Genomic DNA, 14,620 nt, shown 5'->3' with positions numbered 1-14,620 from the left:
GCGACCCCATGGGGCGTTGAGCCGTGGGCGTGCGCAGGAAGTCGACGGGCCGACTTCCGGTGCTGTGTCAGTCCTGGTGGGCGGTGTTCAGGGTGGTGAGGTCGGCGGGGGTCAGGGGCAGGGTGGCGGCGGCGATGTTCTCGGTGAGGTGGGTGAGGCCGCCCGTGCCGGGGATGGCCAGGACGTTGGGGGCGCGGTGGAGGGTCCAGGCCAGGCGGACCTGGGCCGTGCTCGCGCCGTGGGCCTCCGCCACGGCTGCCACCTCGGGCAGCTCGGCGCCGCTCGCGCCGGTGCCGCGTTCGCGGCCGCTGCCGGCGATGGCGTAGAAGGGGACGAACGCGATGCCCAGTTCGGTGCACAGGCGCAGCACCTCGTCCTGTTCGGGGGAGGCGCCGATGCCGTACGGGTTCTGGACGCACACGACGGGGGCGATCGCCCGGGCCTCGGCCAGGTGCTGCGGGCGGATGTTGGAGAGGCCGAGGTGGCGGATGAGGCCGGCCCGGCGCAACTCGGCGAGGGCGCCGAAGCGTTCGGCGATGGAGTCGGTGCCGACGATGCGCAGGTTGACCAGGTCGAGGTGGTCACGGCCGAGCTGGCGGAGGTTCTCCTCCACCTGGGCGCGCAGGGCCTCGGGGGTGCGGGCGTGTTCGGCCCACGTGCCGTCGGGGGCGCGGGCGGGGCCGACCTTGGTGGCGATCACGAGGTCGTCGGGGTAGGGCGCGAGGGCGTGGCTGATGAGCTCGTTGGCGGAGCGCAGCGGGGAGAAGTAGAAGGCGGCGGTGTCGATGTGGTTGACGCCGAGTTCGACGGCGCGTCGCAGGACGGCGACGGCCTGGTCGCGGTCGCGCGGGACGGCGCGCGGGGTGAGGGCGGGACCGGTCTGGGGGAGGCGCATGGCGCCGAAGCCGATCCGGTGGACGGCGCGGTCGCCGAGGGTCCAGGTGCCGGAGGCGGAGGCGTGCACGGTGGTCACCGAGGTGGCGGGAGTCATGTCCGACATGATCGAATCCGGGCTACCCTGGCCGCCAATGATTCGCGAATGTGCGAATCCAATCGGTGGGGTACGGGGGAATGCGCGTGGCCGTGGAGACGGAACTGTCGTTCACGGTGGGGGACCTGGCGAGCATGCGGTTCGCCGTCTCGCCGATGTGGGAGCTCGGGCCGAGCCTCCGGCTGCTCGCGTCCGGCCGGGCCCACCCGGTGCACCGCCCGTGGGTCGAGCAGGTGCGGCCCCGGCTGGCCGCCGTCGGGCCGTTGCGCGGCTGGCTCACCGAGATCGTGCCGCCCGCGGGGTACGTGCCGGACTTCGTCAACCCGGCCCCGGCCGGCCCGGCGCCCACGCTCGCGCAGGAGCTGGCCGCGATCCGGGCCACGCCCGCCGAGCGCGTCCGGCGCGACCTCGACCGGTTGCGGGAGTACGGCGCCGGCCTCGGCCCCCGGCTGCGCGCACTGCACGCGGACCCGCCGGCCGGCCTCGCGCGGCTCGCGGAGGCGTTCGAGGCGTACTGGGAGGTCGCGCTCGCGCCGTACTGGGCGCGCATCCGCGCCACCCTGGACGCGGACGTCCTGCACCGCGCCCGGCAGGTGGCCGAGCACGGCGCGGCGCGCGTGCTCAACGACCTGCACGCCGAGGTCCGTTGGGCGCAGGACACGCTCCGGCTGGAGCGCCGCCCGAAGCCCCTGGACCGGCGGACGTCGGGCGCGGGCCTCCTGCTGCTCCCGTCCGCCTTCACCGGGCCCGGCCCCCTGATGCGGGTCGCGCCGCCGGACCCGCCACAGCTCGCGTACCCGGCGCGCGGCATCGGCAGCCTGTGGACCGCCCGGCCCGCCACGCCGAACGCGGCCCTCGCCGCCGTCCTCGGCCGCTCCCGCGCGCTGCTGCTCGTCGAGCTGGACGCCCCGGCGTCGACCACCGAGCTCGCCCGCCGTACGGGCCTGTCGCCCGCGGCCGTCTCGCAGTACCTGACCGCCCTCCGCGCCGCCCACCTGGTGAGCGCCCACCGCGCCGGCCGCTCGGTGCTGTACGCCCGCACGGCCTCGGCGGAGGCGGTACTGGCGCCACTGACGTGAGGGTGCCGCTCGACGGAGGCGGATCGGAACGGCGGATCGACGGTGAGCCGCATCCGCCGCCCGCGGTCCTCCTCGTTTCGACGCCGACGCTGTCGTGCCCCCACGCGCGCGGGCCGTCGAGGGCGACGTCCCGGGGGGCGGGGCGGTCGCTCTCCGCCGGCAGGCGCCGGGCGGAAAGCCTGCGAGGAACCTACGAAAGGCCCAATCGTCACGGCAGGTTCCCCGTTTCTTCGGGGTGCATTCGCCGGCCGCGCGTAGCGTGCTGTACATGACACCACGTCAGCTCGTCGCCTCCGCCCGCCGCCGACGGACCGGTCTCGTCGCGGCGCTGGTCGCGGCGGCCCTGGGACTCGCGACCATCGCCCTGACCGCGCCGGCCGCCCCGGCCGCGCCGACGAGCAGCACGACGAGAGGCACGAGAAGCCTCGGTGACGTCGTCATCGACGAGACCTTCGCCGGCCCCGGCCTCCCCTCCGGGTGGAACCCCGTGGAGGGCGACTGGCGCGTGGAGAACGGCCGACTGGTCGGCGACTCCGCCGACGGGGCGCGGCAGAGCCGGATCACCTTCGGCCGGCACCTGGACGACTTCCGGCTGGAGGCCACCGTCCGCTTCGAGACCGTCCAGGACGCCACCCGCTGGACGGCCCTCGGCCTGGACGTCCCCGCCGCCGGGACGACGCCGTGGTCGATCGCCACCCTCCGCTCCGGCAGCACGGCCGGCAACGGACTCGAGTTCGCCCAGCGCACCACCGGCAACACGTGGCACGTCACCGACAGCGCCGCCGCGCCGTCCGCCGCCGCCACCGGCCGGGACGTGCGGATCGCCGTCGAGGTCCACGGCACCACCGCCCGCTGGGTCTTCGACGGCCGCGAGGCGCTGCGCACGACCCGGCTCGTCCGCAGCGCGGACGGCGGCCAGGCGCTGCTCGTGAACGGCGCGCGGGTGTCGTTCGCGGCCGTGAAGGTGACGGCGCTCGCGCCGAACGCGTGGATCCGCCCGGCCGGGACGCCGGTGACGGTGTTCGCGCACCGCGGCGGCTCGTCGGCGGCGCCCGAGAACACGCTCGTCGCGGACGAGGTCGCCCGCCGGGCCGGTGCCCAGTGGATCGAGAACGACGTGCAGCCGAGCAAGGACGGCGTCCCGTACGTCCTGCACGACGACACCGTGGACCGCACGACGAACGGCACCGGCCGCGTCCGCGACCTGACGGCCGCCCAGCTGGACGCGCTCGACGCCGGCTCCTGGTTCGCCCCGGCCTACGCGGGCACCCGGCTGCCGACGCTCGCCGCGCAGCTGGAGGACCTGCGCACCCGCGGCGGCAACCTCCTGCTGGAGATCAAGGGGCCGCACACCCGCGACGAGGTCGCCCGGATCGTCAAGGAGGTCCGCGACCACGGCATGACCGACCGGGTCTTCGTGCAGAGCTTCCAGGTGGACGCCCTGCGCTACGCCCGCGAGCTCGCGCCCGAGCTGCCCCGCGGCCTGCTGCGCTCCGAGCTCGACCCCGACCCCGTCGCCACCGCGCGCGACCTCGGGCTCACGTCCTACAACCCGTCGGACGACGCCCTCGCCCCGCGCCCCGGCGTGATCGGGGACCTGCACGCCGCCGGCGTCGCCGTGAACGTCTGGACGGTCGACGCGCCGGCCCGCTGGAAGGCACTGGAGGAGGCCGGGGCGGACGGCATCATCACCGATCGCGCGGCGGAGCTGGCCGGCTGGAACGCGGCCCGGCTCCAGGCCGCGGCCGGTCGGTAGTCTGCGGGGCATGAGGTGGCCGACATCCGAGGACCCGTGGACGTCGTCGCCTGGAGCCGGAACCTGACGGACGAGCGCGCGGCGCAGGCGGGTGTGCGGCGGGCGGTGAGCAAGGAGGAGCTGCTGCGCGAGAGCGACTTCGTCTCCGTCCACGTCGATCTGAACGACGGTACCCGCGGGCTGATCGGCGACGCCGAACTGGGCCTGATGAAGCCGGCCGCGTACCTGGTGAACACCTCCCGGGCGGCGGTCGTCGACCAGGACGCGCTGGTCTCCGCGCTCACCGAGGGCCGGATCGCCGGCGCCGCCGTGGACGTCTTCGACGTCGAGCCGCTGCCCGCCGGCCACCCGATGCGGACGGTGCCCCGGCTGCGGGCCACCCCGCACCTCGGGTACGTGAGGCGGGACAACTACCGTCGCTACCACGGCGAGGCGATCGAGGACATCGCGGCCTTCCTCGCGGGCGACCCGATCCGCCGGCTCGGCTGAACGCTCCACGGGATCGGGCCCGGTCCGCCGCATACTGGGCGCGTGACGAGCCAGGACGACACGCGGCCGACGGGCCGGCGCGGGGTGCTGCGGGCGGGCGCGGCGGCGCTGCTGCTCGGCGCCGCCGGGTGCGGGAGCGGCGGCAAGCAGCCAGTGGCCACGCCGAGTTCGACGGGTGCGAGCCCGACCTCCACGACGACTCCCACGACGAGCCCGACCTCGACCCCACTCCCCGGCCCCCCGCTCTGGCAGCCCGGCCCCGGCGAGGTGCAGCCCGACGTCAAGCGCCGCGCCGTCGAGCTGGTCGCCGCGCTCGGCGCGTGGCCGCCCGGCGGGCAGGGCGCGGAGGCGGCGCGGGCCCGGGTGGCGGCGCTCGGGCTGCCGCCCGCCCTCGCGGACGCGGCCGGGCCGCTCGCCCCCGCCGCGCCGGAGGCGAGCCTGGAGGTGATCGACGCCCAGTACGGCGGGATCCTGGCGGACTCGGCGAGCGTGCTCGTCGTCTGCCGCCAGTGGACCCGGCAACCGGACGGCTCGGTCGCGGAGGGCGGCGTCACGGTGGACGTCCGCCTGAGCCGTGCCGCGCCGCGCTGGACCGTCACCGAGCTGCACCCCGGGGCGCCCGGCCCGCCCGCCGAGCCGCCGCCCGCGGCGCTGGCGAAGGTGCTGGCGCAGCCCCGGATCGAGCTGCCGCCGGGGGCGCTCGCGGACCTGCGCAGCGGCAGCGTCCATGACAGCGTGATGAACGCGATGCTGGCCCTGGCCGACGGCCACGCCCTGTCGGTGAGCGTCGTGCGCACCGGCCACCCGCTGGACGTCTTCGGGACGACCCGGCCCAGCGACCATCCGCCGGGCCGGGCCTTCGACGTCTGGCGGATCGACGGGCACGCGGTGGTGGACCCGGCGACGCCGCGGCAGCTGATCGAGTCCTTCATGCGGGCCGCGGCCGCCGCCGGTTCGTACAACGTGGGCGGGCCGATCGCGATCCCGGGCGCCGGCGGCCAGTTCTTCACCGACGACACCCACCACGACCACGTCCACGTCGGGTTCACGAGCTGAACCGGTGACGCGGTGGCGTCAGTTGACCTTGACCGCGCTCCACGCCGCCGCGACGGCCTTGTACTCGGCGCTGTTGAGCCCGTACAGGTCGCTCGCGGCGTTGAGCGAGGCGGTGCGCGCGCCCTTGTAGTTGGTGGTGGAGGTCATGTAGACGGTCAGCGCGCGGTACCAGATCCTGGCGATCTTCTGGTTGCCGACGCCGGTCACCTTGGAGCCGTTGCAGGTCGGGCTGTTGTAGGTGACGCCGTTGATGGTCTTGCTGCCGCTGCCCTCACTGGCCAGGTAGAACCAGTGGTTGCCGACGCCCGAGGAGTAGTGGACGTTGAGCTTGCCGACGGTGGCGCTCCAGCAGTCCGCCGACTTGCCGTCGAGCGAGGGCTTGTCGAAGCGGCGCAGCCACGGCGGGGTCGACTGGTCGCTGAACAGGTAGTCGGGGGTGTCGGTCTTGTTGTTGGCGAACCACTCGACCATCGTGCCGAAGATGTCGCTGGTGGACTCGTTGAGGCCGCCGGACTCGCCGCTGTAGCGGAGGTCGGCGGTGGCGCTGGTGACGCCGTGGGTCATCTCGTGGCCCATGGTGTCGAGGTCGACCTGCTCGGGGTCGGTACTGCCGTTGCCGTCGCCGGTCATCATGCAGAAGCAGTCGTCGGACCACTGGGCGTTGTCCCAGTCGGTGCCGACGTGGACGAGGACGGTGGCGCCCTTGCCGTCGTTCTTGATGCCGTTGCGGCCGAAGGTCTTCTTGAAGTAGTCGTACGTCCAGGCGGTGTTGGCGTGGGCGTCGACGGCGGCGGTGGAGCGGTCGGAGGAGAACTTCCTGCCGTCGCCCCACACGTTGGTGCTGCTGGTGAACGGCGTGCCGGAGGCCGCGGTGATGGTGTCGGCGGAGGCGTTGCCGGCGTCCTTGGTGACGTGGCCGCGCACGGGGTCGGTGAGCGTGTAGCCGCCGCCGGCGGCCGGGGTGGTGTCGACGGTAACGTCGCCGGTGTACTCGGAGTGGCCGGTGCCGGAGGCCTGGTGCTCCTTGTCGTAGGCCTCGATCTCCTCGCCGGTGGTGGCGTCGGTGACGACGACCCGTCCCGCGGGCTGACCGTGCTCGCCGGTGCCGGCGACGGTGGTGCGCCAGGCGAGGCGGGGCGTGCCGTCGGCGGCCCAGACGACCAGTTCGGGCGTGCTGACGGCGTCGTGGACGCCCGGGGCGGAGGCGATCGCCTTGCCGGCGGTGGTCTGCGGGGCCACGGCGGGGGAGGTGGAGGCCACGGCCGGGTCGTGGGCGGCGGCGCGGGTGGAGTCCTTGAGGCGGCCGCGGGCGTCCTGGTGGACGACGAGGTCGCCGCCGACGACGGGCAGGCCCTGGTAGGTGCGGTCGAAACGGACGTGCGACGAGCCGTCGGCGTCCAGGACGACGTCCTTGAGCACGAGGTCCTGGCCGTCGGCGAAGCCGAACACCCCGCCGTTGCGGGCCACGTTGGCGCGGGCCTGGGCGACCGCGGCGTCGCGTCCGGCGGGGGCGGCGGAGGCGGTGCCGGCGGGGACGGTCACGGCGACGAGGGCGGCGATGACGGCGGTGGCACCGGCTATGCGGGCACGACGGGACGCCGAGGGGGACGTGGGGCTCACTCTGACTCCAGTGGGGTGGTGGCAGGGAGACGCGCGTGACTGGGAACGCGCGTGGCAAGCACCGCGCGTTTTGGGGAAACGTGCGGTAAAGCACGGGCGAAGTGCGGCCCGCGAACAGCTGCGACTGAGATTGACGGTGAGCGGTCATGGAGAGCCAGAGGAATGGTCATATCTTTGCCAATTCGTGTCCTGCACAAATCAACATCGACCGGATCCGGTCACCTGACTGACCAGTGGTGAAGATCCAGCATGTGAACGGCTCGTGACGGTCCGTCCGGGACGGTTGTACCGTGCACGCATGACACCGTCCGTCCCCGTCCCGGATCCCGCCCCCGACGCGCCGCTGCTGCGCACCAGGGACGTGGACGTCGTCCGCGACGGCCGCCACCTCCTGCGCGGGATCTCCCTGACCATCCGGCCCGGCGAGCACTGGGCGCTGCTCGGCCCCAACGGCGCCGGGAAGTCCACGCTGCTCGCCCTCCTCGGGGCGGTCTCCCACCCCACCCGGGGCGAGGTGGACGTGCTCGGCCGCCGGCTCGGGCGGGTCGACGTCCGCGAGCTGCGCGCCCACCTCGGGCACGTCAACCCGCGCCACCCGCTGCGCTCGCCGCTGACCGTGCGGGAGGTGGTGCTCACCGGGTACGCCAACACCATCGAGCCGGAGTGGCACCGCAAGCCCGCCCCCGAGGCGGTCGAGCGCGCGGAGCTGCTGATCGACACCCTCGGCATGACGGCCATGGCCGAGGCCCCGTGGACGACGCTCTCCCAGGGCGAGCGCGGCCGGGCCCTGATCGCCCGCGCGCTGATGCCGAGCCCCCGCCTGCTCCTGCTGGACGAACCGGCCACCGGGCTCGACCTGACCGCCCGGGAGTTGCTGCTCGACAGCCTCGACCTGCTGCGCCACCAGCACCCCGACCTCGCCAGCGTGCTGGTCACCCACCACCTGGAGGAGCTGCCGGAGACGACGAGCCACGCGCTCCTGCTGCGGGATGGCGAGTGCGTGGCGGCCGGGCCGGTCGACGAGGTGATGACGACCGAACCGGTCAGCGCGACCTTCGGCCACCCGATCCGGATCACCCGGCACGAGGGCCGCTGGACCGCCCGCGCCGCGGCCCGCCGCACCCCGGGGGGCGAGCGCCAGAAGGCCGGGGGCGGGGATCCAGGGGGTGGGTGTCGCCGGTAAGGAAATCTTACGTAAGGTATGCCTTAGCTAATCAGGAGGCGCCGACCCGGTCGGCGCTCTCCCACGCCTTGGCACCCCCATGCCCTTTTCCGTTGGAGCCGTCATGCCCGCCCGCCGTCGTACGACCGCAGCCGCGCTGCTCACCCTCGCCGTCGCGACCGCGACGCTGGCCGGCTGCGCGGACAAGAAGGACGACAAGGCCGGCGGCGCCGACGCGGTGAAGATCAACGCCACCGACTCCGCCTGCGAGGTCTCGAAGACCTCCTTCCCGGCCGGCCACGTCGTCCTGGACATCAGCAACAAGGGCTCGAAGACCACCGAGGTCTACGTCTACGCCGAGGGCGACAAGATCGTCACCGAGCGCGAGAACATCGGCCCCGGCACCAAGGCCACCGTCAACGCCGAGATCAAGGCCGGCTCGTACGAGATCGCCTGCAAGCCCGGCATGGTCGGCGACGGCATCCGGCAGAAGATCACCGTGACCGGCGAGGGCGCCGCCACCGCCTCCGCGGACCCGCGCCTGGCCGCCGCCGTCGACGCCTACCGCGCGTACGCCCAGGAGCAGGCCGACGCCACCATCCCGGCCGTCGAGGCCTTCGCCGCCGCGATCAAGGCGGGCGACGTGGAGAAGGCGAAGTCCCTCTACGCCCCGTCGCGCACCGGCTGGGAGCGCACCGAGCCGGTCGCGGAGAGCTTCGGCGACGTCGACCCGAAGACCGACACCCGCGAGGACAAGGTCGAGGCCGGCACGCCGTGGACCGGCTGGCACCGCCTGGAGAAGTCGCTCTGGGCGGACGGGAGGATCGGCGACGACGAGAAGCAGCTCGCCGACCGGCTCGTGGGCGACCTGAAGGACTGGCAGAAGAAGATCCCCGAGGCGGAGATCACCGCGACCAGCATGGCCAACGGCGCCAAGGAGCTGCTGGACGAGGTCGCCACCAACAAGATCACCGGCGAGGAGGACCGCTACAGCCACACCGACCTGGCGGACTTCAACGCCAACGTCGAGGGCGCACAGAAGGCGTACGAGCTGCTGAAGCCCGTCGCCGCCGAGAAGAACCCCGACCTCGCGAAGACCCTGGACTCCGAGTTCGCCTCGATCCAGGCCCTGCTCGCCACGTACAAGCAGGCCGACGGCACCTTCACGTCCTACGCCGTGGTCACCGAGGCCGAGCGCAAGACCTTCTCCGACGCCGTCAACTCGCTGGGCGAGCCGCTGTCGAAGCTGGCCGCCGCCGTCGTCGTCAAGTAGCCGGCCGCGCCGGGCCGTCGAGCGACTGCCCGGCCCCCGGCCCGCATTCACCACACCCCACGGGTGCCGTGGCGGCCCCTCCGGCCGTCCCGGCGGCCGTGGACCCAGCAGCACAGAGAAGGGCCCGCCCGCCGATGGACGCCGAGAAGCCGATGGACCGCACGGAGTCGGCCGCCGCCGACACCACCCCCCGCAGCGCGGTCAGCCGCCGCGCCGTCATCGGCTGGGCCGGGGCGGGCGTCGCGCTCGGCGCCGCCGCCGTCGGCTCGGTCGCCGCGGCCACCCGGCAGGACGACCCGGACCCGGCGCCCGCCGCGGCCCCGGGCGCCGAGGTGCCGTTCTACGGCGACCACCAGGCCGGCATCGCCACGCCCGTCCAGGACCGGCTGCACTTCGCCGCGTTCGACGTCTCGGAGAAGGCCACCCGCGAGTCGCTGGTCAAGCTGCTCAAGGAGTGGACGAAGGCCGCCGCCGCCATGACCGGTGGCCGCGAGGTCGGCACCGGCGCGGCCGACGGCCTGCCCGAGGCGCCGCCGGACGACACCGGCGAGGCCCTCGGCCTGCCCGCCTCCCGGCTGACGCTGACGATCGGCTTCGGCCCGAGCCTCTTCGAGAAGCCCGGCCCGGACGGACAGCCGGTGGACCGCTTCGGCCTCAAGGGCAGGCGCCCCGAGGCCCTGATCGAGCTGCCGAACTTCAAGGGCGACAAGCTCGACCCGCTGCGCAGCGGCGGCGACATCTGCGTCCAGGCCTGCGCCGACGACCCGCAGGTCGCCGTGCACGCGATCCGCAACCTGGCCCGGATCGGGATGGGGACGGTGAGCATCCGCTGGTCGCAGCTCGGCTTCGGCAAGACCTCGTCCACCACGCCGGACCAGCAGACCCCGCGCAACCTCCTGGGCTTCAAGGACGGCACCCACAACATCGCGGGCACCGACACCGCCCGCCTGGCCGACCACGTGTGGGCCGCCCCGGGCGACGGCCCGGACTGGATGACCGGCGGCTCCTACCTGGTCGCCCGGCGGATCCGGATGCACATCGAGACGTGGGACCGCACCTCGCTCAAGGAGCAGGAGGACGTCTTCGGCCGCACCAAGGGCGAGGGCGCCCCCTACGGCAAGGCCCGGGAGCACGACGACCCGGACCTCAAGGCGATGCCGGCCGACTCGCACGTCGCGCTGGCCCACCCGGACGCCAACGGCGGGCTGATGATCCTGCGCCGCGGCTTCTCCTTCACCGACGGCACCGACGGACTCGGCCGTCTGGACGCCGGCCTGTTCTTCCTCGCCTACCAGCGCGACACCCGCAAGGCGTTCGTGCCGCTCCAGCAGCGGCTCGCGGCGAGCGACAAGCTCAACGAGTACATCCAGCACGTCGGTTCCGCGCACTTCGCCTGCCCGGCGGGAGTCCGCAAGCCGGGGGAGTGGTGGGGCCAGGCCCTGTTCGGCTGATCCCGCCCGCCCTTCCACCACCCCGAGGAGTCAGCCGTGTTCGGCAACTACCTGATCGGCCTGCGCGAAGGCCTCGAGGCCAGCCTGGTCGTCTGCATCCTGATCGCCTACCTGGTCAAGACCGACCGCCGGGACAAGCTCCCGCCGGTGTGGCTCGGCGTCGGCTCGGCGGTCGTGCTCAGCATGGCGTTCGGCGCGGTGCTCCAGTTCGGCTCCTCGCAGCTCACCTTCGAGGCCCAGGAGGCGCTCGGCGGCAGCCTGTCGATCATCTCGGTCGGCCTGGTGACCTGGATGGTGTTCTGGATGCGGCGCACCGCCCGGCACCTGAAGACCGAGCTGCACGGCAAGCTGGACGCGGCGATCGCGATGGGCACCACGGCGCTCGTCGTCACGGCCTTCCTCGCGGTCGGCCGCGAGGGCCTGGAGACGGCGCTGTTCATCTGGTCGGCCGTGCAGGCCACCGACGACGGGTGGAACCCGCTGGCCGGCGCCGCGCTCGGCCTGCTGACCGCCGTCGTGCTCGGCTGGCTGTTCTACCGCGGCGCGCTGCGGATCAACCTGGCGAAGTTCTTCACCTGGACCGGCGCGATGCTGGTCGTCGTCGCGGCCGGCGTGCTCGCGTACGGCGTGCACGACCTCCAGGAGGCCGGCTGGCTGCCGGGCCTGCACACCCTGGCCTTCGACATCAGCGAGACGATCCCGAAGGACAGCTGGTACGGCACGCTGCTGAAGGGCGTGTTCAACTTCCAGCCGGACCCGACGGTCCTCCAGCTGGTGGTGTGGCTGGGCTACCTCGTCCCGACGCTGGCCGTGTTCTTCGGCCTGTTCGGGGGCAGGGCGACGCGCAAGCCCGTCAGCGCCTGACCCGCCCGTCCTCCTCGACCGGCCCCGCACGGCGATCAGCCGCCGTGCGGGGCCGGTTCACGGCGGAGGGCCCCCGCACGCGGGAGGCGTGCGGGGGCCCTCCGCCGGGGGCGCCGTGCGACTACTCGCTCTTGATCGCGCCCAGGATGTCCGTCCGGGCCGCCCGGCGGGCCGGCCAGAGGGCGGCCAGGAGACCGATCAGGGCGGCCGCGACCAGGAAGCCGAGCACCTGCAGCGGCGGCACCACGGTCGACATGCCCTTGAACGTGTCGCCGAGCGTCTTGAGGCCCGCCCAGGCGACGACGATCCCCAGGCCCACCCCGACCACGCCGCCGAACAGCGCGATCACCAGGGACTCCAGGCGGATCATCCGGCCGACGCCGCGCCGGTCGAGGCCGATCGCCCGCAGCATGCCGATCTCCCGGCGGCGCTCGAAGACCGACATCGCCATGGTGTTGACCACACCGAGCACGGCGATGACGACGGCCATGCCGAGCAGGCCGTACAGGACGCTCAGGAGGTCCGTGATCATGCGACGGTTCTCCTTCTTGATGTCCTTCTCGCCCTTGACCTCGATCAGCGGGTTGCCGCCGGTCGCGTCGCGCACGGCCTGCTTGAGCTTCTCGTCCGCGCCGTCGGCGCCCTTGACGAGGACCTTGTCGGGGCCGGTGCCCGGCTGGGCGTGCGGGACGACGACGGCCTCCGGGGCGACGACGCCGGCCAGTACGGAGTTGGCCTCCATGACGCCGCCGACGGTCAGCGCGGCCTTGGTGCCGTCGGGGTAGGTGACGTTCAGGACGTCGCCGACCTTGTAGTGGGAGACCGACGAGCGGCCCCCGCTCACCAGTAGCTTGCCCTGCTTGAGGGCGTCCGCGGAGCCGTCCTTCATCGTGATGGTGACCATCGTGTCGATGGCGTTCGCGTCGACCGCCGTCAGCCACTCGCTGTCGTCCCCGCCGGTCTCCACCGGGACGCCCCGCACGCCGCTGGCCGCGGTGACGCCGGGCGCCTTGGCGATCTGCGGGACGACCTCGGGGGAGAGCATCGAGTAGTTGGCCATGGCGACGGTGTAGTCGGCCTTGGAGTCGCTCGCGGTGGCGTCGTCCACGGCCTTGTTCACCGAGGCGCCGACCACGGTCAGCGAGGTGATCAGCATGACGCCGATGGTGAGCGCCGAGGCGGTCGCGGCGGTGCGGCGCGGGTTGCGGACCGCGTTCTCGCGGGCCAGCCGGCCCGGAGTGCCGTACACCGCGCGCAGCAGCGGGGCGAACAGGGCGATCAGCGGCTTGGCCAGCAGCGGGGTGAGGACGAAGACGCCGATCATCAGCACGGCCGCGCCGAGGGCGACGAGGCCGACCGTCTTGCCGACGGCGCCCATGGCCAGGGTGGCCGCGCCGATGGCCGTGAAGACCAGGCCGATCACGTTGCGGAGCAGCAGGCTCTTCTGGGTGGCCGGCTGCTCGACCGAGCTCATCGCCGCCATCGGGGCGATCCGCGCCGCGCGGATCGCGGGCAGCAGGGCCGAGAGGACCGTCACCAGCACGCCGACGACGATCGCGGCGACCACCGTGCCCGGCGCGACGACCAGCGGGCCGTCCGGCAGGTTGGCCTCCAGCGGGCCGTTGAGCAGCGAGCGCAGCCCGGCCGCGATGCCCACGCCGGCGGCCAGGCCGGCCACCGAGGCCGTCAGGCCGACCAGGAACGCCTCGACCAGCACGGACCGGGTGACCTGCCAGCGGCCGGCGCCGATGGCGCGCAGCAGCGCGAGCTCCCTGGTGCGCTGGGCGATCAGCATGGTGAAGGTGTTGGCGATGATGAAGATGCCGACGAAGAGGGAGATGCCGGCGAAGACCAGCAGCGCCTTGCTCATGCCCTTGGTGCCGGCGGCGATCATCTTGTCCTGCTCGTCGGCGAGTTCGCGGCCCGTCTTGGCCTCGAAGTCGCCACCCTGCGGCAGGGCCCGCTGGACGGCGGTGAGCAGCGCGGCGTCGTCCGTGCCCGGCTTGGCCTTGACGTCGAGCGAGGCGAAGTGGCCCGGACTCAGGTAGAGCTGCTGGGCGGTGGCGGTGTCGAACGCGGCGAGCGAGCCGCCGGAGACGACGCGCGGGTCGTTGGTGCGCAGGGTGCCGGTGAGCTTCAGCTCCATGACCGGGCCGTTGACGGCCACCCGGACGGTGTCGCCGACCTTGTAGCCGCCCTTGCCGGCGGTCTTGGCGTCGAGGGCGATCTCGGTGGCGTCCTTCGGGCCGCGGCCCTCGACCAGCGGGTAGCGCGGGTCGGTGCCGTCGGCGCCGGGCACGAAGTTGGTGCCGGTCGTCGAGAAGCCGTCGCCGATCAGCGCGCCCTTCTTGTCGGCGATGCCGGCGAAGCCGCTGACGACGCCGCGGGCGTCGGCGGTGCCGGGCAGCGCCGCGACGGCCTTGCGGGTCTCCTCGGTCAGCGGCGCGCCCGTGGCGGCCTTGCCGCCGTGGTCGTAGCCGCGGCCGACGGCGCCCCGGTCGGAGACGGTGACGGCGATGTCGGTGTAGCTCTTGGCGTTCTGCGACCTGAGGGCGCCGCCGAGGGTGTCGGTGAAGACGAGCGTGCCGGCGACGAAGGCGGTGCCCAGCATGACGGCGAGGACCGTCATCAGCAGGCGGGCCTTGTGGGCCAGCACGTTGCGCAGTGCGGTGCGGTACATGGGGGAGAGTCAGTCCTGGTGGGTCTAGGGAGCGTCGGCGCTGCGGTGTTCGTGCGGCGTCAGCTGGTGCGGCCCTTGGCGTCGAAGCGGCGCATGCGGTCCAGGACGGTGTCGGCGGTGGGGTTGGGGAGTTCGTCGACGATGCGGCCGTCGGCGAGGAAGACGACGCGGTCGGCGTAGGAGGCGGCGACGGGGTCGT

10 protein-coding genes and 2 pseudogenes are annotated in these 14,620 nt (G+C 73.6%); 8 read left to right on the top strand and 4 right to left on the bottom strand.

Annotation, left to right across the window (positions count from 1 at the left end; genetic code table 11):
• Nucleotides 1-67: 67 nt before the first annotated feature.
• Nucleotides 68-991: an oxidoreductase gene (locus PUR71_RS24500; RefSeq protein ID WP_329929250.1), complete on the bottom strand. Its 924-nt coding sequence runs from the start codon at nucleotides 989-991 to the stop codon at nucleotides 68-70.
• Between the two features lie 92 nt (nucleotides 992-1,083).
• Here PUR71_RS24500 and PUR71_RS24495 point away from each other — a divergent pair, with 92 nt between their 5' ends.
• The 4 genes and pseudogenes from PUR71_RS24495 to PUR71_RS24480 all read left to right on the top strand — a co-directional run bounded on the left by PUR71_RS24495 (nucleotide 1,084) and on the right by PUR71_RS24480 (nucleotide 5,371).
• Entirely contained in the window at nucleotides 1,084-2,070 is a 987-nt protein-coding gene (locus PUR71_RS24495; RefSeq protein WP_329929652.1) for an ArsR/SmtB family transcription factor, read from the top strand.
• Nucleotides 2,071-2,338: 268 nt separating this feature from the next.
• The gene (locus PUR71_RS24490; RefSeq protein WP_329929249.1) at nucleotides 2,339-3,826 is read left to right on the top strand and encodes a glycerophosphodiester phosphodiesterase; all 1,488 of its coding nucleotides are present in this window, start codon (nucleotides 2,339-2,341) and stop codon (nucleotides 3,824-3,826) included.
• Nucleotides 3,827-3,862: 36 nt separating this feature from the next.
• Nucleotides 3,863-4,315 (top strand): annotated as a pseudogene (locus PUR71_RS24485) (NAD(P)-dependent oxidoreductase); the annotation flags it as partial.
• Between the two features lie 42 nt (nucleotides 4,316-4,357).
• Nucleotides 4,358-5,371, top strand: coding sequence for a hypothetical protein (locus PUR71_RS24480; RefSeq protein WP_329929248.1), 1,014 nt, complete (start codon nucleotides 4,358-4,360; stop codon nucleotides 5,369-5,371).
• Between the two features lie 18 nt (nucleotides 5,372-5,389).
• On the opposite strand, the gene PUR71_RS24475 is transcribed toward PUR71_RS24480, so the two are convergent.
• The gene (locus tag PUR71_RS24475; protein WP_329929247.1) at nucleotides 5,390-6,991 is read right to left on the bottom strand and encodes a M4 family metallopeptidase; all 1,602 of its coding nucleotides are present in this window, start codon (nucleotides 6,989-6,991) and stop codon (nucleotides 5,390-5,392) included.
• A gap of 298 nt (nucleotides 6,992-7,289) precedes the next feature.
• Between PUR71_RS24475 and PUR71_RS24470 the strand changes: the two genes are divergently transcribed.
• From PUR71_RS24470 to efeU, 4 genes are all read left to right on the top strand, one after another.
• Nucleotides 7,290-8,174: an ABC transporter ATP-binding protein gene (locus PUR71_RS24470; RefSeq protein ID WP_329929246.1), complete on the top strand. Its 885-nt coding sequence runs from the start codon at nucleotides 7,290-7,292 to the stop codon at nucleotides 8,172-8,174.
• A gap of 103 nt (nucleotides 8,175-8,277) precedes the next feature.
• The gene (efeO, locus tag PUR71_RS24465; protein WP_329929245.1) at nucleotides 8,278-9,426 is read left to right on the top strand and encodes an iron uptake system protein EfeO; all 1,149 of its coding nucleotides are present in this window, start codon (nucleotides 8,278-8,280) and stop codon (nucleotides 9,424-9,426) included.
• A 134-nt stretch (nucleotides 9,427-9,560) separates the two neighbouring features.
• Nucleotides 9,561-10,877, top strand: a complete 1,317-nt coding sequence (gene efeB, locus PUR71_RS24460; RefSeq protein WP_443077550.1) for an iron uptake transporter deferrochelatase/peroxidase subunit — start codon at nucleotides 9,561-9,563, stop codon at nucleotides 10,875-10,877.
• 36 nt (nucleotides 10,878-10,913) lie between these two features.
• Entirely contained in the window at nucleotides 10,914-11,741 is an 828-nt protein-coding gene (gene efeU, locus PUR71_RS24455) for an iron uptake transporter permease EfeU (protein WP_329929244.1), read from the top strand.
• A 121-nt stretch (nucleotides 11,742-11,862) separates the two neighbouring features.
• On the opposite strand, the gene PUR71_RS24450 is transcribed toward efeU, so the two are convergent.
• Both PUR71_RS24450 and PUR71_RS24445 read right to left on the bottom strand, forming a co-directional pair.
• Nucleotides 11,863-14,421 carry an ABC transporter permease gene (locus PUR71_RS24450; protein ID WP_329929243.1) on the bottom strand — a complete coding sequence of 853 codons (2,559 nt, stop codon included), beginning with the start codon at nucleotides 14,419-14,421 and terminating at the stop codon, nucleotides 11,863-11,865.
• A 59-nt stretch (nucleotides 14,422-14,480) separates the two neighbouring features.
• Nucleotides 14,481-14,620: pseudogene (locus PUR71_RS24445) on the bottom strand (ABC transporter ATP-binding protein); the annotation flags it as partial.

Source organism: Streptomyces sp. SP17BM10 (assembly GCF_036322405.1).
Lineage (GTDB): Bacteria > Actinomycetota > Actinomycetes > Streptomycetales > Streptomycetaceae > Kitasatospora.
The sequence above is the reverse complement of the archived record's forward strand: the minus strand, read 5'-3'. Positions and strand labels throughout refer to the sequence as shown.

Excerpts from the sequence above, each read along its gene's own strand:
- PUR71_RS24500 (WP_329929250.1), bottom strand. The coding sequence starts at position 991 with ATGACTCCCGCCACCTCGGTGACCACCGTGCACGCCTCCGCCTCCGGC.
- PUR71_RS24490 (WP_329929249.1), top strand. The coding sequence starts at position 2,339 with ATGACACCACGTCAGCTCGTCGCCTCCGCCCGCCGCCGACGGACCGGT.
- PUR71_RS24470 (WP_329929246.1), top strand. The coding sequence starts at position 7,290 with ATGACACCGTCCGTCCCCGTCCCGGATCCCGCCCCCGACGCGCCGCTG.
- efeO (WP_329929245.1), top strand. The coding sequence starts at position 8,278 with ATGCCCGCCCGCCGTCGTACGACCGCAGCCGCGCTGCTCACCCTCGCC.
- efeB (WP_443077550.1), top strand. The coding sequence starts at position 9,561 with ATGGACGCCGAGAAGCCGATGGACCGCACGGAGTCGGCCGCCGCCGAC.
- PUR71_RS24450 (WP_329929243.1), bottom strand. The coding sequence starts at position 14,421 with ATGTACCGCACCGCACTGCGCAACGTGCTGGCCCACAAGGCCCGCCTG.